Annotated in this window: 17 protein-coding genes; 5 read left to right on the plus strand and 12 right to left on the minus strand. The window is 41.7% G+C overall.

What is annotated here, in order from left to right; genetic code table 11:
- Nucleotides 1-116 precede the first annotated feature (116 nt).
- From B3139_RS17105 to B3139_RS17120, 4 genes are all read right to left on the minus strand, one after another.
- Nucleotides 117-1,013, minus strand: coding sequence for a 3-hydroxyacyl-CoA dehydrogenase (locus B3139_RS17105; protein ID WP_293884756.1), 897 nt, complete (start codon nt 1,011-1,013; stop codon nt 117-119).
- Between the two features lie 64 nt (nt 1,014-1,077).
- Nucleotides 1,078-3,018, minus strand: a complete 1,941-nt coding sequence (locus tag B3139_RS17110; protein WP_293884757.1) for an oleate hydratase — start codon at nt 3,016-3,018, stop codon at nt 1,078-1,080.
- Between the two features lie 96 nt (nt 3,019-3,114).
- Nucleotides 3,115-4,011, minus strand: coding sequence for a helix-turn-helix domain-containing protein (locus tag B3139_RS17115; RefSeq protein WP_293884758.1), 897 nt, complete (start codon nt 4,009-4,011; stop codon nt 3,115-3,117).
- Nucleotides 4,012-4,075: 64 nt separating this feature from the next.
- Nucleotides 4,076-4,576 (minus strand): GNAT family N-acetyltransferase, encoded by a 501-nt coding sequence (locus B3139_RS17120; RefSeq protein ID WP_293884759.1) that lies wholly within the window; start codon nt 4,574-4,576, stop codon nt 4,076-4,078.
- A 251-nt stretch (nt 4,577-4,827) separates the two neighbouring features.
- Here B3139_RS17120 and B3139_RS17125 point away from each other — a divergent pair, with 251 nt between their 5' ends.
- Complete coding sequence (locus tag B3139_RS17125) at nt 4,828-5,280, plus strand: VOC family protein (RefSeq protein WP_293884760.1); 453 nt, start codon at nt 4,828-4,830, stop codon at nt 5,278-5,280.
- Between the two features lie 87 nt (nt 5,281-5,367).
- Here the strand turns inward: B3139_RS17125 and B3139_RS17130 are convergent, their stop codons facing one another.
- Nucleotides 5,368-6,162 (minus strand): class I SAM-dependent methyltransferase, encoded by a 795-nt coding sequence (locus tag B3139_RS17130; RefSeq protein WP_293884761.1) that lies wholly within the window; start codon nt 6,160-6,162, stop codon nt 5,368-5,370.
- A 451-nt stretch (nt 6,163-6,613) separates the two neighbouring features.
- On the opposite strand from B3139_RS17130, the gene B3139_RS17135 reads away from it, so the two are divergent.
- Complete coding sequence (locus tag B3139_RS17135) at nt 6,614-7,447, plus strand: hypothetical protein (protein ID WP_293884762.1); 834 nt, start codon at nt 6,614-6,616, stop codon at nt 7,445-7,447.
- A gap of 170 nt (nt 7,448-7,617) precedes the next feature.
- Here the strand turns inward: B3139_RS17135 and B3139_RS17140 are convergent, their stop codons facing one another.
- The 3 genes from B3139_RS17140 to B3139_RS17150 are packed head-to-tail and all read right to left on the minus strand — an operon-like array spanning nt 7,618 to nt 13,426.
- Nucleotides 7,618-8,715 carry an efflux RND transporter periplasmic adaptor subunit gene (locus B3139_RS17140; RefSeq protein ID WP_293884763.1) on the minus strand — a complete coding sequence of 366 codons (1,098 nt, stop codon included), beginning with the start codon at nt 8,713-8,715 and terminating at the stop codon, nt 7,618-7,620.
- Between the two features lie 21 nt (nt 8,716-8,736).
- Nucleotides 8,737-12,027, minus strand: coding sequence for an efflux RND transporter permease subunit (locus B3139_RS17145; RefSeq protein WP_293884764.1), 3,291 nt, complete (start codon nt 12,025-12,027; stop codon nt 8,737-8,739).
- Nucleotides 12,028-12,037: 10 nt separating this feature from the next.
- On the minus strand, nt 12,038-13,426 hold the full coding sequence (locus B3139_RS17150; RefSeq protein WP_293884765.1) for a TolC family protein: 1,389 nt from the start codon (nt 13,424-13,426) through the stop codon (nt 12,038-12,040).
- 166 nt (nt 13,427-13,592) lie between these two features.
- On the opposite strand from B3139_RS17150, the gene B3139_RS17155 reads away from it, so the two are divergent.
- Both B3139_RS17155 and B3139_RS17160 read left to right on the plus strand, forming a co-directional pair.
- Nucleotides 13,593-14,606 (plus strand): sensor histidine kinase, encoded by a 1,014-nt coding sequence (locus B3139_RS17155; RefSeq protein ID WP_293884766.1) that lies wholly within the window; start codon nt 13,593-13,595, stop codon nt 14,604-14,606.
- Between the two features lie 3 nt (nt 14,607-14,609).
- On the plus strand, nt 14,610-15,305 hold the full coding sequence (locus B3139_RS17160; RefSeq protein ID WP_293884767.1) for a LytR/AlgR family response regulator transcription factor: 696 nt from the start codon (nt 14,610-14,612) through the stop codon (nt 15,303-15,305).
- A 44-nt stretch (nt 15,306-15,349) separates the two neighbouring features.
- Here B3139_RS17160 and B3139_RS17165 read toward each other — a convergent pair whose 3' ends face one another.
- The gene (locus tag B3139_RS17165; protein WP_293884768.1) at nt 15,350-16,246 is read right to left on the minus strand and encodes a LysR family transcriptional regulator; all 897 of its coding nucleotides are present in this window, start codon (nt 16,244-16,246) and stop codon (nt 15,350-15,352) included.
- Between the two features lie 97 nt (nt 16,247-16,343).
- Between B3139_RS17165 and B3139_RS17170 the strand changes: the two genes are divergently transcribed.
- Complete coding sequence (locus tag B3139_RS17170) at nt 16,344-16,955, plus strand: NAD(P)H-dependent oxidoreductase (protein ID WP_293884769.1); 612 nt, start codon at nt 16,344-16,346, stop codon at nt 16,953-16,955.
- A 165-nt stretch (nt 16,956-17,120) separates the two neighbouring features.
- Here the strand turns inward: B3139_RS17170 and B3139_RS17175 are convergent, their stop codons facing one another.
- The 3 genes from B3139_RS17175 to B3139_RS17185 form a co-directional block, all read right to left on the minus strand.
- On the minus strand, nt 17,121-17,444 hold the full coding sequence (locus tag B3139_RS17175; RefSeq protein WP_293884770.1) for a hypothetical protein: 324 nt from the start codon (nt 17,442-17,444) through the stop codon (nt 17,121-17,123).
- Nucleotides 17,445-17,539: 95 nt separating this feature from the next.
- Nucleotides 17,540-18,271 carry a glutamine amidotransferase-related protein gene (locus tag B3139_RS17180; RefSeq protein ID WP_293884771.1) on the minus strand — a complete coding sequence of 244 codons (732 nt, stop codon included), beginning with the start codon at nt 18,269-18,271 and terminating at the stop codon, nt 17,540-17,542.
- Nucleotides 18,272-18,282: 11 nt separating this feature from the next.
- Entirely contained in the window at nt 18,283-19,014 is a 732-nt protein-coding gene (locus tag B3139_RS17185; protein ID WP_293884772.1) for a YggS family pyridoxal phosphate-dependent enzyme, read from the minus strand.
- Nucleotides 19,015-19,033: the final 19 nt, after the last annotated feature.

The following is a 19,033-nucleotide window of genomic DNA, read 5'->3' on the forward strand; positions in this document are numbered from 1 at the left end:
GACTTTTCGGACACCCTCTTTTTATGTGCTGTGCAACAAGTCTTTATTTATCCGTTATCTTGTAAGATCGCGAACGAGCTGTTTATTGAAATCGCGTTCTTTCGAAAGCCAGTCCATTACTTCAAAAAGTCTGGCGATTGATAGGCTGGATTGGGATAGGTATAGAACCCTTCCCCGGTAGCGACGCCTAATTTGTTCTTGTCTATGAAATGTTCTTTAAGATAGGCTACAGTTTTGATCTTTATGGGATCATTGGCTGCCTCGGCACTCATTTTGTTGATATTATAGGCAGTTGTGATGCCAACGATATCGAGTATGCCAAAGGGGCCCGTTGGCGCTCCCGTGGCAACCATCCAAGTCTTGTCGATTGTTTGGGCATCGGCTACTTCGTTGACCAAAAGATCCGTTGCTGCCGATAGTAGCGGAACAAGTAAGGAGTTTACAATATAGCCAGGCTGCTCCTTATGCAGTGGCAGTGCAACCATCCCAATGGATTTTGAAAAGTTGACCACCTGCTCAAATACTGTTTTGTCTGTGCCTGGATGGCCCATAATTTCTGCTGTATTGTGCTTCCAGATCTCATTGGCAAAATGTAGGGCCAGGAACTTCTCCGGACGGCCAGTTTCTTGGGCAAACTGACTTGGTAGTAGGGTGGAAGAGTTTGTCGCAAAAATGGTTTTCTCCGGAGCGACTTTCGCTAACTCCTGATAGAAACCTATTTTAATGGCAGGGTTTTCGGGAACGGCTTCGATCAGAAAATCTGCGTTCGCTACTGCCGAAGCAAGGTTTGAATCGTAACTGAGCCTGTCAAAGGTTGAAGCCAGTTGTTCCTTACTCGCATGAAGATCTTTCTCGAATGCCTGCGCCATAAGATCAAATTTAGCTTTTGCTTTTTCAAGTACCTCATCGTTGATGTCATATACGGTAACTTCATAGCCATGAAAAGCAGCTTGGAAAGCAATTTGATAACCTAAAACTCCGCTGCCTGCTATCGTAATATTTTTAAAGTCCATGATGTTATTATTTTTTCAATTCGTAAAAACATACGCCGCGAAACCATGGCGCATGCTGTGATCCTTATCCTTTAATTCCTTTTAACCAATCTTTGAATTTGCTGATCTGTTCTGTGAGAAAGGATTCATGCTCTTCTTCGTCAGCGGAACCAAGCGGTAGGATATGTTCAAAATAAGTGCCTTTCAATAGTTTACGCAGTAAACCTTCTCCTATAAACGGTTTGTCGTCATTTAACGTTTTGGCCGCTTTTAAGAGATGACGGATGTCGTATTGAAGGGGATTGATATCTGGAACCTGTTTATTTAAGTTTAAAAGTTCATATACGGCAATCCGTGCTGTACGTACTGAGCTTTCCATGGTAAAAACCACATCGTTATTAGTTTCGACAAACTGACCGACCAAGCCAAGATTTTTGCAGCCTTCAGGGACAACTCTTGGACGGTCACCCTTTGCTCTAGGCATAAACATAGACGTAATGTAGGGCATAAACGCCGTACGCACAATGGTATTTGTGATAACATCGTCCAGTTGCTCAATAATGCCCAGATGGTAACATAACTCGGCTAGAATTTCATCTCCCGTACATTGGGGCATTGGCTTTTTAATGTAATTTCCTTCTTTATCCATAAATAAGGCATATACCCACAAGACAAGGACATCGTCTGGCTGAGCCGGAAAGTGAGGCTGCCTATTACAAGTGAAACTCACCAACCAGTTGGAATCAGTAATGGTGATAATACCGCCAGTAACTGTTTTGCCGGAATAAGGGTCGTTGACGGAATATTCTTTTAGTTTTTCGACTAAAGCCGAAGGCTTACAAGTCAGCGTTGCAGACTCCCAGGCTGATTTTTCGATGTTACTGCAAAATTTTTCGGGCCTACCAAATATAGCTGATTTGGCGGCAAGGTTTTTCCAGAGCTTCCAGCCTGCGCTTTGACCGCTGCTGCTATTGTCTATACCAATGATCGGTGCGTTTTTGTTATCTCCATAAAAGGTGTCTTCGGTCATTGATCCGGTGGTAACAATGACGAAATCGTCTTTTCCAATTGGAATTTTCACCGCTTTACCATCTTGTTCTGTGATAAGCGCCTCCACGACTTTTCCTTCGGTATTGCTTTGGATATCGAGGTCTTTGACCAGCACATTAAACTGAATGTTTACCCCTTTGCTTTGGAGTACTTTGCGCAATGGGGTTACAAAAGTATCGTATTGATTGTATTTAGGGAATACCAATGACGAAAGGTCGTTCAGTCCATCGATCGCATGTAAAAAACGATGCATGTACAATTTCAGCTCAAGTAAACTATGCCAGTTTTCGAAAGCGAACATGGTACGCCAGAAGGTCCAGAAATTGCTGGATAAAAATGATTCGCTGAAGTAGTCTTCGATGGTTAAGTCATCTAAGTCTTCTTTATTTTTGAGCAGCAGGCGAATGATGGCCAGCTGATCCATTTTGCTCAATTCAAATTTACTGAAATCTTTTATTTCACCCAATTTATGAATGAGCCTTGCTTTCGAGTAATTGGGATCATTATCATTGATCAAACGGTACTCGTCCAAAACACTATACGGGGCAGGCATCTCCAATGCAGGGATATCCTGAAACATGTCCCAAAGATTTTCATAGGTCATATCCATTTCCCTGCCACCGCGGATGATATAACCATCGGCTGCGTTGCCAGCACCATCTAACGAGCCACCTTCCACATGGAGCTGTTCAAGAAAGGTGATGTTCTCCGCAGGAACATGTCCGTCACGGATAAAATAATAAGCCGCGGACATCCCTGCGATACCACTTCCGACGATGTAGATTTTACTGTCTTTATATGATTTTGGGGGAATGCCTTTATTGCGCTGATAATTACCGATCTGATCAGAAAAGGGCATCGATTTTTTTGGTGTATTACGTTGAACCTCTTTGCTCGAATCAGGTTCATGATTAACGTTTTTACATTCGGCAGATGCATTCAATACGTTGTCGAATTTGGAGGTGATTTCTTTCATGATACGTATGGTTTTTAATCCTTGACTAAAGTTACCGATACCATCTGAAACATTTGTGCCCTCAAATTCGCTATTGTTCTACCGAATTTCCGATTCCTACATATTTTGTTGCTTTCGGTATTCAGACGGCGATAAGGTGGAGTATTTTTTGAAAAAACGACCGAATGCCGAAATGGAATGGAAGCCGATTTCATACGAAATTTGTGAAATTGTTTTTTCGGGGTTCCCCAGCAGCACATAGGCTTCTTTAAGTACATACTCGTCAATAATTTCATGCGGCGTTTTACCAGAGGCTCTCTTTACAACATGAATAAGGTATTTGTTTGAAATAAACAACTTATCGGCATAATACTGTACTTCTTTGTATCGACTTCCATAGCGTTGAACTAAGTTCGTAAACTTATAGAACAGATGATTTGTTTCTTGGGTACTGTCTGCAGGAATTTGGTGTTCGGTAGCCAATTCGTCGGCGATTTCCAATAATAAATTAAAGATGATTGTCCGAATGATGTCTGCTGTAAAACGTGTCGTCCGTAAAGTAACATCCTTAAGGTAATCTATTAATTTTATTAATTTGTCGACAAGATTATCTTTAGCATTAACGATGGTAAAGGTCGAATTTTTGAAAAGTCCCAGTTGTTCGATAAAGAATGGATTGACAATATGTTTAAGAAGAAATGCTTTGTCAAAGAAAATAAGCTTCATTCTAAAGTTAGGACTGACCTGTGAAAATCGGATAATTGTTGTCGGTGCGGATACGAGAATCTTATGCTTTGAGAAATGGTATTCCTGATTATCGATTTCAATATTGATATCCCCTTCGGTACAGATACAGATCGCATAAAAGTCGATACGAAAAGCATTACTGGGGTATTCAAAAATCGGATTGCCAGAAGAAATGTAATAGGGGCGATGACAATTTACGCCAAAGAATGATAAGGTATCCTGAAGGCTTTCGTGTGCTTTACAGTTTGTTTTTACCTTAAGCTTCATGGATTTTTTGTTTGACTCGGGCATGGGCTGAAAAGATTGTTTCTAATAAACGAATGGGCTTTGTTTATTTGATTGCGGTTCGTTTGAGGATCAGTTTTTCGGTCGCAATAGCGTCTTCGATCCCGACGAAAAAACTCTTGAATCCGAATTTGCTTAACAGGCGTTTCGAAGCGGTGTTATCGGGATCAATAATGCCGATGACATCCTTATTTGGATCCAATGCTGTCGCTAGTGCGAGCATTGACTTACAAATCTGCGTCCCTAAACCTTTGCCCCAGTGTTCCTTGCGGAGCAAATAGCCTATTTCAAATACGGTTGCATCTTTTTTGTAGTTAACGAGCTTACAGTCCCCTAAAAGTTTTTGCGTATCTGCTTCAATTACTTTGAAATAACCTAAATCCGGATCTTGGTTGAGTTCGAGAATCGACTCGAATTTTTTTCGCGCCTGTGCGTTGGACAAGCCTTTGCCAGTAATATATTTCATGACATCATCCTCCTTCACCAAGTCTTGGAAGTCGGTGAAATCACCAGACACATATTTTTGAAAGAGAAGGGTATCAGGCATAGCTTAATGTGTTTAGTTACAAGATAAGGTTGTTTTCCCTTAAATCAAATTGTGAGATCATAAATCATCATCTTTCTGTCTTATTTAGCTTTTTTACTGGTTTTAGTTTTGCAATTGAGTTAAATTGCGGTTACGAAAGGCGAAAGTTACGGCCAATATAAGTACACGGCATGCTTCATACCCATCCGATCTTATATTGACATCGCGAGACAACTACACATGAATGCGAATAATTTAAAACGATATAATTTATGATACAAGGCTTATACGAAACACATATCCAGGTTAGGGATTTAACCAAATCTGTCGCATTTTATACAGAAGTATTGGGATTACGTGTGGCACATCGCGATCCGACGCGTCCCATTGTTTTCCTATGGATTGGCCCCGGAAAAGACAATATGTTAGGCTTATGGCAGGAAGAAACAAATTTTCAGCCGAGACATTTTGCTTTTAGAGCGGATAAAGAAGATATACTGAATTACGCCGTGGACTATCTGAAAACTCGTGACCTGACCCCTTATAATTTTTTAAAAGATGGGATCGAAGCACCGATGGTCTTTGCATGGATGCCGGCATTGGCCATTTACTTTAATGATCCGGATGGCAATCAATTGGAGTTTATTGCAGTTTTGGAAGGAGAGGGTAGACCCGAATTAGGGGTGCTTTCCTATGAAGATTGGTTAGAGCATACAGGAAAGTAAGTCGTCATTTTAGCGACTTACTTTGCTGTTTATATTTTTCGGATCACCGCGAACACAACGTCTACTTCTCAGGTGGCGTTAATACGCTCACAGATAAGAATTGCTAGCCCTCACATCGTTCATTTTGAGTGTCATGCTTGTCGCTTCTGTTTCTATCCATCTTGTATATTCCTCAATAGCCTGCAAGCGAAGTTCGTCAGTAATATAACCTTCGATGACCATTTGTCGCGACTGGGCCACTTTGTTCCAGATGGCTAAGTTTACTCCAAAATTGTCTTCTCCTCTTTTATAAACTTGATCAGCATTGATCACGTGAATTGCATTGAACCCTGCTTCCTGTAGAAGTGCGGCTACTGTATCGGCAACCCGATTATTCATGCCTGCATCTTCTCGCCATCTAAGGAAAGTACGATAAAATTCAAGCATGCTCTCTGGTGGAGCGGGATTCCACTCGATCGTGGTATGGTTGTAATCTAAAATAGAAATTTGCCCAGCAGGCTTTAGCCAGGATTTGAAAAGATCCAGTGCTTTAGGAATATCGCTTAACCACTGCATGGTGCGCGCTGTAATAATCAAGTCAAACTCATGTGGCGGCTTGTAGTCGAAAATATTACAGCAGACAAGACTTAAATTTCTAGTGCTAGCATACAGCTCCTTTCCACTGTCTATAAAAGCAGCAGTGTTATCCAGACCGATTATTGTCCCGTCACCGATATGTGCCGCAACCTCATTGGTCAGTGTACCTGTGCCGCAGCCTACATCCAATATTTTCATTCCTGGAGACAGTAAGGGAATAATCGTTCTATAATCGGAAGATAATGTCCTTCTTTCAAATATCTTATTGGCCTGTTGATCCTTTCTGTCGATAAATTTCTCTTTCATGAACATGGGTTTAGGTTTTTGTAAATATAGCTTTTGCATTCGTTTTAAAAAAGTCGCTATGCATCACTAAAATTCCATGCTTTCTAAGCAATAGTAAAAGCACCCTATTATTTACTTGATACCAAAGCTATACCAATACCTACATTAACCGTGATATAACAGGAAGACTACGCGGAGATAGCAGGGTGTTAACAGGGATATACCCCTGTTAACACCCTGCTATCCCCCTATAAATACCTATAAATACCTTGTTAGTTTACCAGTTGGTATTGTTTTAGTGTCAATTGGTGCACAACACAATAGCATCCCTATTAATACAGAAAAATGTCCTTTTAAGAGAGAAATAATCAGATTTTTTTTATATTATTTCACTGTATTCTTTAGAATAATTTTTATATTGTTGGACAACGATTCTATAACCGTTATAGTTGCACTAAAATATCCTGATGTTATGCGAAAAGTATTTAAAATGCTCATGCCAATTTATTGTGCTGTTTTTCTTTCAGCCTGTTCTTCTAACTACCTCATGACATTCAACGGCGAGAATGTAAAGAAAGATGAAGACAAAGGAACATTTTCTTTTGATAATGATACGCTACAAATCGATTATTCCTTTGCCGACCGAGATGGTCGAATTTATCTGCGGATAGAAAACAAAATTGATAAGCCGATCTTATGGGATCTTAAAAGTTCGGCCTTGGTTATTAACGGTAAAGCGGTAGGCTATTCAGCCGAAAAAGCCGATTTTAACGGAAAGGTGAACGCCTCTGTTTCCAATATAGATACTCGAAATGCAACGTTATTCAACGACGCATGGGTTAATGGTTATATTACGGGATCGGTAAGTTTACCTAAAGATGTGGTACTTATCCCACCACATGCCTATGTGGATGGGCATTATTTTGATTTTAAAAATGATGTTAAAGCCATTGTACGATCATCTCGAAAAGAGAAAGTGTATATGTATGATATGAATGGGGAGAGTTATGCAGTGAAACTTGCGCAATTTGAAGGTGCTGAATCACCATACAGTTTAAGGAGCTATCTAAGTTATTCTATTTTGGAAGATGGTAAAGTGGTCGCTAAAACTACGGAGCAAAGATTTTATGCTGCCCAGCTTTGGCAGACGGGTGCTGTAGCGCTTAACAATATAATTGAATTATATAATAGGCGTGGGGATGTGGTGGCTGTTAAAGAGAAAAAAGGACAAGGAGCGATGATTGTTGGGGGAGCCTTGGCGCTCACTGCAGTGGCTGCCGCAATTGACCCGAAAGAAGGGCAATAGCATCCAGACTTAACCATGAAAGCTAGATTGACCAATAATAAAGGCACTCCGATTTGTTGAATTCGTATAGCCATTTCAATGTATGGAAATTTAGGAAATTTTAAGAACCGAACCCGTCTAAATCGGGTTCGGTTTTTGTTAGTTATGAGAACTTCAAATTCATGAGCGTCTTAGTTGACCGACGTACCATCTATAATCTCTTCATCTGCTTTGCTGACCAGCGTAACGCCCCCCTTTAAGTCACCAAAAATTTCGGTCTGACCATTTATGCTGCGCCCTTTCTGAACCGGGAGACGTTGTGTTTTGCCAGCAACGACAGCAATTACAAAATTCCCTTCACCGGATGTAAATACCGCTGATTTTGGCACAACGAAAGTGCTGTCTTGGGAAGTCAAAGGCAATTCGACCTCGGCGACCATACCGGGCAATAGCTTGTTGTCGGTATTGATAATATCAATTTCTACCCGTTCAGCTCTTAACCGGCTGTCCAATGCCCCCGATTTACGTGCGATCTTACCGGAGAATGTTTGTCCAGGCAATGATTTGACCGTAAATTGTAAGGGCTGGTTTTCCGCTAAAAAACCCGAATATTGTTCTGGAACAGCAACGGCTAACCGGAGTTTACGTTGTTGTTGAATGGTCATGATGGGCATTTCCGAACCACGGCCAGCAGGTCCGACATAAGCGCCCTGATTGACATTTCTTGTAGCGATGACACCATCAAAGGGCGCCCTGATTTCTAAATAATTCAATAGATTTTGAACTTCGGCGTAGGCGGATTTAGCGGCTTGATATTGTGCAAAATCGGCATTCTTTTTTGCTTCGGCCACCTCTAGATCCAGTCTCGCCACCGTTCCCTCGACTTTACTGGTTTCAAAGAGTCTGTCGTAAGTGCTTTTGGTCGCCATATAGATGGCCTCCTGGGATTTGAAACGTGATTTTGCGGCTGATAGTTGTGAACTTAATTCGGGAGCCTCCAATACAGCTAATAGCTGACCGGCATGCACTTGACTTCCGATGTCCACATTGAGGCTCTTGACATAACTGCTTACCTTGGCGTATATCTCGACCTGTTGGAATCCCGTGATTTCCCCAGGAATCTGCATTTTATTTGTTAATTTCTGTTTGGTGGGTACAAAGGTCTCCATTGCCGGAGCTGCAGCTTCGGGACTTTCTTTTTTTGCATTTTCCTCAGCAGCCGAATGGCATCCGGCTAAGGATGCGATCAGACCGGCGATAGCTACTATTTTGAACAAATTATTTTTCATATTTTATAGATGATACTGCTTTTACGATAAAGGTTTTAATGCGGCAATATAGTGCTTGCTGTCTTTGTCTTCAGGATCTAATGAGATCGATTGTGTACTGCTTTTTTCCTGCGCCCAGGCAAATATGAGAGGTAAGATGACGAGTACGGCAAAAGTCGAAAATAGTAATCCGCCAATGACGGCCCTACCGAGTGGTGAAACTTGTTCGCCACCTTCGCCATGGCCAATGGCCATAGGGAGCATGCCTACAATCATGGCCAAACTGGTCATGATAATAGGCCGGAGCCGTAAGGATGCTGCCTCACGGGCTGCAGCCAGCGCATCGCCATGATGCCGACGGATATGTTCAGCATTGGTGATGAGCAAAACAGCATTCGCAATGGATACACCCACCGACATGATAATTCCCATATAGGATTGTAAGTTGAGGGTAGATCCTGTCAACAACAGCAGAAGCAATGAGCCCAGCACAACCGCAGGCACTGTCGTGAGCACAACCATAGAAACTTTGAACGATTGAAAGTTAGCCGATAGCATCAGGAATATAACGATAATGGCCACAGCTAGACCCGATTCGAGGCTGCTCATGGTCTCTAACAATACTTTTCCAAGTCCTATTTGCTCCATGGATAGCCCACGAGGGAGTTCACCAAGGGCTTTGATACTGCGCTGTACATCCTTGGAGGCTGTTTTTAAATCGGTATGATCAATATTTGCTGTAACTGATACATAGGGCATTGCCCCTAGATTGTCGTTTTCGCCATAAGTAAAGGACGGTGTGATCGTCGCAACGTCGCTCAGAATAGGACGCGCTGAATTTTTCAACAAAGGAATTTCACCGATTTCTTTCTCATCTTTCATTTTATCGATAGGAACCTGAACCTGGACGTTGTAGGAAAGCCCGGCTTTTTCATCGATCCAGGTGTTCTTTTCCGTATAGCGTGAAGAAGAAGTAGAAGCGATGAGTGATCGTGTGACTTCGCTGAGGTCAACGCCCAATTGTGCAGCCCTAATGCGATCTATCTTAATGTCGTACGAAGGATATTTGATGGATTGTGCTAGTTGCACATCTCTAAAGTAAGGGATTGTTTTTAATTCTGCAATCAATTTACCGGCGTACTTCTCGTTGTTCTTTTTGTTTTTTCCTGCAATCCGAACTTCAATAGGTGTGGGCGATCCTTGACTTAACACTTTATCGGTAAGTTCGATCGGTTCAAAAGATACTTGCACATCTGGCAATGCAGCTTTAAGCCGCTTGCGGTACTCATCACGGAAACTGTCCATATCGTGATGGTAGTCTTTCAGTGCAATCTGGAAAACAGCTTCATGTGGACCAGCCATGAAAAGATAGATCGGCGAAACGGAAAATTGCCCCGGATGTTGCCCGATATAGACAGATGATATGCTGATATGTTCTTTCCCAACCAGTTTTTCCAATTCGGCCAGCGCTAGTTTTGCTTTTTCTTCGGTGCGCTCGATCCGTGTGCCTTCCGCTGCACGAAGACGCATTTGGAACTGTCCCGAGTTGACCCTCGGAAATACATCCTGGCCGATTGTGGAAAGTAAAATGACAACAAGACTTATTGCTCCCAGCAGATAAACTACAGTAATGGTTTTCTTCCTTTTGAACAAACGGTCGATCATTTTCATGAACCTGTTTCTGAACCGTTCAAAAATACTGATCTTTCCATCGTTGTTAAAGTCTTCCCGTTCCACCAATAGTTTCTTCTGATCCAGGGTATCCTGCTCGGATGCTACGGTCAGTCCAGTTGCAGCAAATTGCGCTTCATCTGCATTTAAACCCTCGGATTTGGTCGCATGTGGAGCCTTATGCGCATGATCTTTCATCAGCCAGTTGGCCATGATGGGAACAAATGTCTGCGAAAGGAGAAAGGATATGATCATGGAGAAGCCAATGGACAGGGCCAAGGGAAGAAATAACGAACCCGGGATGCCTGTCATGGTAAATGCTGGCGCAAATACGGCTAGTATACAGAGCAGGATCAATAATTTGGGTAAGGCGATCTCTTTACAGGCATCCCAGATCGCCAGGGCTTTGGGTTTACCCATATCCAGATGCTGGTGTATATTCTCGATCGTTACCGTACTTTCGTCGACCAGGATACCAATAGCCAAAGCCAGTCCACTGAGGGACATGAGGTTGATGGTCTGCCCGAAAAGTTTCAGAAAGAGCACGCCGGATATCACGGATATCGGTATGGTTAGGATAACAATCAGCGCAGCTCTCCGATCACCTAAAAATAGGAGCACCATAAGTCCGGTCAGGATAGCGCCGATGGCACCTTCGGTAATCAGACTCTTTACGGAATTGATGACATAGACGGATTGATCAAATTCATAGGATAATTTGACGTCGTCGGGTAAATTCTCCTGAATCTTTGGTAAGGCTGATTTTAAATTCTGCACGACCTCCCAGGTTGAGGCGTCGCCGGCTTTGGCAATACTAACGTACACAGAACGTTTGCCGTTGACCAAAGCATAGCCTGCGGTAACGTCGGCACCATCTTTTACGGTAGCAATATCGCCAAGGTAAAGATTTTGTACTCCACCTTTAAATAGCGGGATTTTTTCAAAATCTTTGACCTCTTTGATCGTATTGTTCGTTGGTGTAATGTAGTTTTTGTCCTGAATACGTACGTTTCCTGCCGGAGCGGTTTGATTGTTTAGTCTTAGCGCTTCTACGACCTGATCGGGCGTCATATGGTGGCTACGCATTAAATCGGGATCAACGTTGACCTCAATGGTACGTGGACTTCCCCCAAAAGGAGGTGGCGACAATAGACCGGGGATTGACGTAAACGATGCCCGGACATAGACGTTGGCCAGATCTTGCAGTTCATTATTGGATCGTTTGCTACTGCTCAAAACCAGTTGACCTACAGGAAGGGACGAGGCATCAAAGCGAATGATGAACGGCGGTTGCGAGCCTGGAGGAAAGGAGGCCTGGATCCGATTGGCCAGGGCGCTTAGCTCGGCTGCAGCCTGTGCCATGTTGGTGTCTTCGTAATACGATACTTTCATTAAGGTCAGACCTTGAATATTCTTGGTCTCAATAGACTTGACCCCATTGGCAAAAAGAAGGATATTGACGTAGTTTTTAGCAAAATAAGATTCCATCTGATCCGGCGAATAGCCACCAAATGGATGAGCAATATAAATAACCGGAAGGTTCATTTTTGGCAGGATATCCACCTTGATCGATCGAACGGCACCTATGCCAAAGACAATAAGTCCCAATACGAGTACGAGGATGGATATTGGCTTGCGTAAGGCAAAACGTATTAAATTCATGTAATGTTATTTATAGTTCGTTGTTGAAAATATCAAAATCTCCCGCGGCTGCGGCTTTGAGTAACAGCGACTGCCAAAGGTTAATGTGGACGATCTCTCGGTCAGTTTCGGCTCTATTGAGTGTGTAAAGGGTTTGTGTAACGTCTACAAGTGTCGCTAGACCGTTTTTATACATCGTCATTTTTTGGTGGTAAGCTTGCTGAGCTGCCGACACTTGTCGGGGAGCTTCTAAATCACTTTTTAGGGCCAGTTGGATTTTCACATCAGCAGCATCCAGCTGTGCGGTCAATTGGGCTTCGGCAGTTTGGTATTCTTCTCTTAGGGCATCATTGGTAAAGCGTTGTGCACTGATTTTTTTATTAATGCGTGCAATCGAAGTCAGATTCCAGTTTATGCCCAATCCCAAGAGATAATTTTGCCTACTGGGACGAACCCCTTGCCAATAATTTGTGCTGTAGGCTTGTAAATCCGTGATGTAGTCGCTCTTAAAACCAGAACCCCTGGTCTGGAAGACACCGAATGCGCTTACCGTAGGAAGATACTCTTTGGTGGATAGTTTTATTTGTTGGTCGCCTAGGTCAATGTTGCTTTGATAAAATTGCAGCAAAGGGTTGTTTTCAATCAAATTGTTGGAAAGAGGTGTGCGCTGGACAGGTGTTTTCTCCACCAGGGCAGTATCTATTTGAAGTTCCTTGGTTGGAATCCCCATTAATACCGTCAACTTATTGTTTTGCTCCTTCACATTTTCGCTGGCCTGGTTGAGGCTGATTTTTGCACGCGATACTTCCGCTGAAGCGAGTGTAGAATCTACCCCGGGCAATAGTCCATTTTTTACTTTGGTGGCAGCAATATTTAAAAATACGAGTGCACGATTGAGATTCATCTGTTGATTTTTTTCCAATCGTTGACTGGCCAATAAATTGAGGTAAGCTGCGGCAATCTTGACTTTATGCTGGAACCTTTCCTGAGCGAGATCCGCCTGTCGTCTTTTAACGTCAGATTTAGCCAATTCGATGCGTTCTTTTTTTCGTCCAAAGGTGTAAATGTCCCAATTGACATTGGCTAAGTAAAGTGCACCAAATGCAGCATTCCAATTTTGTTCCGGAAGGGCTACTCCCGACGAAGCCACACCAAGTCCACCAAATCCATACAGCGGGCCATTTTGTCCGTTAATGGTCCCAAAATCCTGTTGAGCGACGATGTTCAGGTTGGGCCAAAAGTCGCGTTTGACTTGTTCATTGGTCTGCCGGGAAGACTGGAGATAATATTCCTTTGCCTTGATCATTCCATAATTTGCAATGCCTTGTTCTACCGCGTCTCGGAGCGTAAGTTGCTGAGCGAAGGAAGAGGATGTCGCAAGTGATACAGCCAGTGATAGCACTAAATTTAATTTCAGCATAGGTTATCTATCATTTATGGACACGAAGATAGTAAGGACAGCAACCCCGATGTCCCTTTAAAATGATCTATGGCATTTAAAAGTGACCAATTTAATTCGTCATTTATTTTTCTCCTGTTTTAAACTTAAAGCTTTTACTTTGTAACAGAATTTTAACAAAATAAGGATGATGAGAAAGGTTTTAGAGAACAAGATAATACAAGAGATCGTTCTATTGATCTTTTCATTTATCCTTTTTACGTTGAACGACTGGATTTTGATCTTGAGCTGGAAGGGCTTTCTGATGGGCGTGTTCTATTTTATGATCCTGTATGCGCACGCTCAGTTAAATCGTTTCTTTCTATTACCGCTGCTACTTAAGAAGAATAAACCCTTGTTGTATGTGTTCGCGTCGGTGGCAACCCTGCTCATTTTTGCAATCCTATTAAAAGAGCTAACGGACAACGTGATTTACAAGAATTGTTTTCTCTATAAGAATCTTGTACAGAAAACATTCCATTATCAATTTGGTGTACTATTGGGCTCGTTGATCTGTATATTGGGCAGTATACAATTTATCGAATTTTATCGCTTTCAACGGGTGAAGACCAGACGCGAACTGCTTTCCAATCAAACGCAACTGTCGCATTTAAAAAAGCAGCTCAACCCACATTTTCTATTCAACACGTTAAATACCATTTATGGTATTAATCTAAAGTATCCGGAACGTACTTCTGAATTGATCATCAAAGTGTCTCAGCTGCTTCGTTATCAAATGGAGAGCAGTGAACGGGAGTATGTGCCTATGGATGATGAAATTGATTTTATTTCAAGTTATATTGAACTGGAGCGCGAACGGTTAGGTTACCGAACAAAAATTGAATTTGATTATCAAAAAGAGGAAGATATCAATTATCAGATAGCGCCGATGCTATTGATTACTTTTGTAGAAAATGCTTTTAAACACGGAACCTGCAGTATTGAAGATTGTTTTGTACATATTTCGATCAAGATTGAAAAAGGGAACTTATATTTGCATGTACTGAATTCTGTTCCCATTAAGAAAAGGAATGTTTTTTCGGCGAAAATAGGTTTGGAAAATACAGTAGCGCGATTAAAGCTTTTGTATCCTAATCGGTATACATTAACGACGAATTCCAAGAAAGAGGAGTATGAGGTATCATTGGTTATCAATCTTTAAACAATGAATAAAAATAGCTGTATCGTGGTTGATGACGAACCTGCCGCGCATTATGTACTCGTAAATTATATTGAAAGAAGTACTGATCTGGAGTTGGTCGCTCAATGTTATAATGCTTTTGAGGCATTGGAGTTTCTTCGGGAGAACAAAGTAGATTTAATCTTCCTGGATATTGAAATGCCCGAAATTAATGGGATGGAGTTTCTGAAGATGCTGGATAACCCACCCAAGACGATTTTGACAACAGCCTATTCCGAATACGCACTGGAAAGCTATGATTATGGCGTTGTCGATTATTTATTAAAACCCATCTCGTTCCCCCGTTTTTTTAAGGCTGTTCAACGTTTTCTATCCTATAGCACGGTCCTACCACCCCAGGAAGAAGAACCCAAATCAATTAGTATACGCATGGATGGCCGTGTCATTGAGGTTAAATTAGCGCAGATTGATTTTATCCAGAGCTTTGGCAATTACGTGAAAATTGTCACTCCGGGACAAACTTATTTAACGGCAAGCACCACACAGCAAATTCTCACACAGGTGCCGGCATCAAAGTTTGTCCGTATCCACAAATCCTACATTGCTTCGATCAATAAGGTGATCAAATATGAGCATGGCATGGTACAGATCAATAATACTTCTTTACCTGTCGGTATTACTTTCCGTCGGGAATTGCAGGAGCGGCTAGCGAATAAATAGCGCCAAGCTAATGGTGATCTTATCGCTATGAACGAGTCAGTTGACTACCATTTCTCCTTTAATAGCGTTTCCAATTGACCGATTTCTTCCTGGTACATGGTTTTCTTTCTCGTTCCGAAGTAAAGGATATTTTCGACAGGCGATGTCCCTTCCCAGATTAGTTTTATTTTCCCGGAAGCAAGTGCTTCAGCACATAGGAAATCGGGAACGATGGAAAAGCCAGTATTGTTGCTTAAGCAGCGTATGATGGAGCTAATATTAGGAACGATATAATTGGGGCTAAAGTCTGGATGCTCGCCAAAGTGTGTTGACCAGTAGTTTTTTAAATGATCCATATCGGCAGCCGTGCTATACCATAATTGTTTTTTAAGGAGTTGAGCTGCTTCTTTAATTTTATTGTCGCTCAGCAGTGCTTCCAGTGTGGATGTATCCGTCTGACACCCCGCAATCAAGACAATGCGTTCTTTTGAGAACGCTTCGTATTGCAGGTTCTGCTGGTTTCCTTTTTGAGGCGTAATAATAAGGTCCAATAGGCCATTATCAAGATCCTGCTGCATCTGCGGGTATTCTCCAAATTTGATAATTAAATTGAAGGGGAACTGGGCAATATGTTCTTCCAGGGTGTACTGAAAAGTCTCAAAACACATTCCGATACTGATCGTTATACGTTCGTCCAATGCACGTTTGTGAAAATGCTGTTCACCAGTTTCTAGTTTTTTAAGCGGATCAATCACATAGTTGTACAAGATTTTTCCCTTTTCGGTCGGCACCATTCTTCGCGCAGAGCGATCAAAAAGTTTGTACCCTGTAAACGCTTCCAGGGAATTCAGATGTAGGCTGACACCAGGTTGGGAAATAAACAATTCCTGTGCAGCTGCAGATAATGTTCCGGTTTCATAGATTGCCTTAAATGTACGAAGCCATTCTAAGTTCCATTTCATAGTTATTATTTTTATGATACAAATATATAATTTAAATTATTTTTATGATTTATAAAAATGATAGAAATTTGTATTATCAATAAGAAAAATTATAGAAATGAACATATTTATTATTAATGGCGGACAGAAATTCGCACACTCGGGAGGCTCTTTTAATACGACGATAACAAATTGGACCCTTGAAACATTGGGTGATAATGGATTTGAAACAAGGGTTACCAATATCAACGATGATTTTGATCCAATGGTTGAAGTTGAAAATTTTAAATGGGCAGAAATTATCATTTACCATTTTCCTGTATGGTGGTTTCAGGTTCCGAATCGTCTGAAGCTTTATATCGATGAGGTTTTTACGGCGGGTCACAACAACGGTATCTATAAACATGATGGTCGTTCACGTAACAATCCGGCCATTAACTATGGTACCGGTGGTTTGATGCAGGGTAAAAAATACCTAGTGACTTCGAGCTGGAATGCTCCTGAGACAGCCTTTACAATGGAAAATGAATTTTTTGATCAGCATTCCGTTGATGCCGGTGTTTTATTCGGTTTTCACAAGATGAATCAGTTTGCCGGATTGGAACATCTGGGAAGTTTCCATTTTCATGATATGGAGAAAGGTGCGTCTCAAGAACGTATTGACAATTACGAAAAGGAATATAAACAATATTTGGAAGAGGTGTTCCATTTGGAAACCACGATGAACTAAAATTTATTGATCGATAAATCGCTTTATCCGTGGCAGTATTGTGATGAGAAAAGATGGTAAAAAATATCATGTATTGTAGGCCGTGCGCAGGAGGAAGGTATTAACTAGAATTGAGGTATTGCGGTGGGTACCAAAATCATTTGTGTTGCCTTGAATAAGCTTGTTTTATTCTGATTTAGTGACACGAATGATTTTGTTGGTACCTTGCTGAACAGCGACATCAACTTTATTTCGTTGCGTGTAGCTCTGTTGCAGGAGTTTTAATTTTTTGGTCAGTTGACCATCCTGATTATCTAACCAGAAGGTAGCTGCCATAATACCAATTTGAACTCTATAACTGGAGTCCGTTTCTAGAACAAGCTGCTCGATAACCTGATGTTGATACCAAGTGAGGTTTTTGTTTTCTTTTTGGGAAACACAGGCGTGTAGAATAAATGCCAGAAGGGCTAGATAGCCGATTTTTAAAAGTTGACTGTGTATTAGGTTCATCACTAGTTTTTTTGTGTTGCACCAAATCTACTATTTTTGTCCAAATAATGAATTAACGTTGTGAGTTTTTACGCTCCCATTTAGACAGATACGCTTCATGTATTGACTAGGCTTTTCGCGTATGCGCCTTCAAGTAAATCTAAAAATGTATGAAGTTTGCTGTTCATTTCGCTGTAATCATAAGCCTGAATTTCGTCAGGTGATTGCACAAACTGGAGCGATTGGCTTTGAAGAAAGAGATCTTCTTCTGCAGCGATCAAAAGCCGGACGACTTCAGGTGTGAGTTCCATATGGCATTGAAATCCGTAGACGAGATTTGTATAGCGAACAATTTGCCGAGGGCAGCCGACGCTGCTTGCTAAGATTTTACTTTCTGGGCTAAGTCCAGGCATATCGCTGTGCCAATGTCCGACTGGTATCGGGCTGCCAAAATGAGCTATTTTGCTGTCTTGAATTCCTTCTGCTGTGAGCATGATCGGGAAAACTCCAATTTCTTTTTGCGGACTGTGTTCGTATGTTGCCGACAGCGCTTCGCCAATCAATTGTGCGCCCAGGCATATACCGACAACAGCCTTGCCTGCATTGATACATCGGCGGATAAAAGCGATTTCGGCTTTAGCGTCGAAATAAGGATATTCGATTTGGGATGAATCTGGACTTTGCGGTCCGCCCATAATGATCAACACATCGATGGAATCGATTTGTTCTGGCAAATGGTCCTGTCTATAGACGTGGGAAAAGGTGACCTCATGCTGTTGTTTTTCTGCCCAGGCTAAATAAGCTCCGGGTGCTTCGAAAACTTCGTGTTGTATAAAATGTATCCGCATTGCTTTTTATCTTATAGATTCTCATTCCAGTAATAACTATCTGGAGTAGGGCGCTGTCCAAAAATTGCCGTTCCTACCCTGACAATCGTCGCGCCTTCCGCTATCGCTATTTCTAAATCCCCGCTCATGCCCATCGACAGTTCTTTCATCGATACATCAGGAATAGCTAGGGCTATAATTTGTTGTTGAATATGTTTAAGCAATTTGAAACAGGCTCTTACCTGTTCGGCCTCGGCACTCAATAGACCTATCGTCATCAGTCCTTTAATTTTTAGTGTGCTAAATGTGGCTATTTGCTGAACCAGATCGATGACTTTCTCTGGAGCAGCGCCATATTTGCTCTCTTCGAAGGAAGTGTTTACCTGGATGAGCACTTCCATGGTTTTATTTTCTTTTAAAAGGCGCTGATGCAATTTTTCGGCAAAATCTACACGATCTATTGAATGGATGCAGGATACATTATATTTGAGAATATCCTTGATTTTATTGGTTTGCAGGTGGCCAATAAAATGATTAACATGGGGAATAGCTTTTAAATACTCAAATTTGTCTTTCAGTTCCTGCACTTTATTCTCCGCTATCAACGTTTGTCCTGTACGTAGTGCAATTTCAATACGTTCGGCAGGTACAGTTTTAGTCGCTAGCAATAATTTTACTTCTCCGGGATTGCGCTGGTTTGCTTTGCACGCTTTGTCGATACGCTCTTGTATGATGCGTATATTTTCTGTAATAAACTCATCCATGTTGCGGTTGTATTGTTTG

The organism is Sphingobacterium sp. UBA1498 (assembly GCF_002325125.1).
Classification (GTDB): domain Bacteria; phylum Bacteroidota; class Bacteroidia; order Sphingobacteriales; family Sphingobacteriaceae; genus Sphingobacterium.

Coding starts and splice junctions, on each gene's coding strand:
- B3139_RS17170 (WP_293884769.1), top strand. CDS start 16,344: ATGAACATATTTATTATTAATGGCGGACAGAAATTCGCACACTCGGGA.
- B3139_RS17135 (WP_293884762.1), top strand. CDS start 6,614: ATGCGAAAAGTATTTAAAATGCTCATGCCAATTTATTGTGCTGTTTTT.
- B3139_RS17130 (WP_293884761.1), bottom strand. CDS start 6,162: ATGAAAGAGAAATTTATCGACAGAAAGGATCAACAGGCCAATAAGATA.
- B3139_RS17105 (WP_293884756.1), bottom strand. CDS start 1,013: ATGGACTTTAAAAATATTACGATAGCAGGCAGCGGAGTTTTAGGTTAT.
- B3139_RS17115 (WP_293884758.1), bottom strand. CDS start 4,011: ATGAAGCTTAAGGTAAAAACAAACTGTAAAGCACACGAAAGCCTTCAG.
- B3139_RS17175 (WP_293884770.1), bottom strand. CDS start 17,444: ATGAACCTAATACACAGTCAACTTTTAAAAATCGGCTATCTAGCCCTT.
- B3139_RS17150 (WP_293884765.1), bottom strand. CDS start 13,426: ATGCTGAAATTAAATTTAGTGCTATCACTGGCTGTATCACTTGCGACA.
- B3139_RS17110 (WP_293884757.1), bottom strand. CDS start 3,018: ATGAAAGAAATCACCTCCAAATTCGACAACGTATTGAATGCATCTGCC.
- B3139_RS17125 (WP_293884760.1), top strand. CDS start 4,828: ATGATACAAGGCTTATACGAAACACATATCCAGGTTAGGGATTTAACC.
- B3139_RS17120 (WP_293884759.1), bottom strand. CDS start 4,576: ATGCCTGATACCCTTCTCTTTCAAAAATATGTGTCTGGTGATTTCACC.
- B3139_RS17180 (WP_293884771.1), bottom strand. CDS start 18,271: ATGCGGATACATTTTATACAACACGAAGTTTTCGAAGCACCCGGAGCT.
- B3139_RS17155 (WP_293884766.1), top strand. CDS start 13,593: ATGATGAGAAAGGTTTTAGAGAACAAGATAATACAAGAGATCGTTCTA.
- B3139_RS17185 (WP_293884772.1), bottom strand. CDS start 19,014: ATGGATGAGTTTATTACAGAAAATATACGCATCATACAAGAGCGTATC.
- B3139_RS17165 (WP_293884768.1), bottom strand. CDS start 16,246: ATGAAATGGAACTTAGAATGGCTTCGTACATTTAAGGCAATCTATGAA.
- B3139_RS17160 (WP_293884767.1), top strand. CDS start 14,610: ATGAATAAAAATAGCTGTATCGTGGTTGATGACGAACCTGCCGCGCAT.
- B3139_RS17145 (WP_293884764.1), bottom strand. CDS start 12,027: ATGAATTTAATACGTTTTGCCTTACGCAAGCCAATATCCATCCTCGTA.
- B3139_RS17140 (WP_293884763.1), bottom strand. CDS start 8,715: ATGAAAAATAATTTGTTCAAAATAGTAGCTATCGCCGGTCTGATCGCA.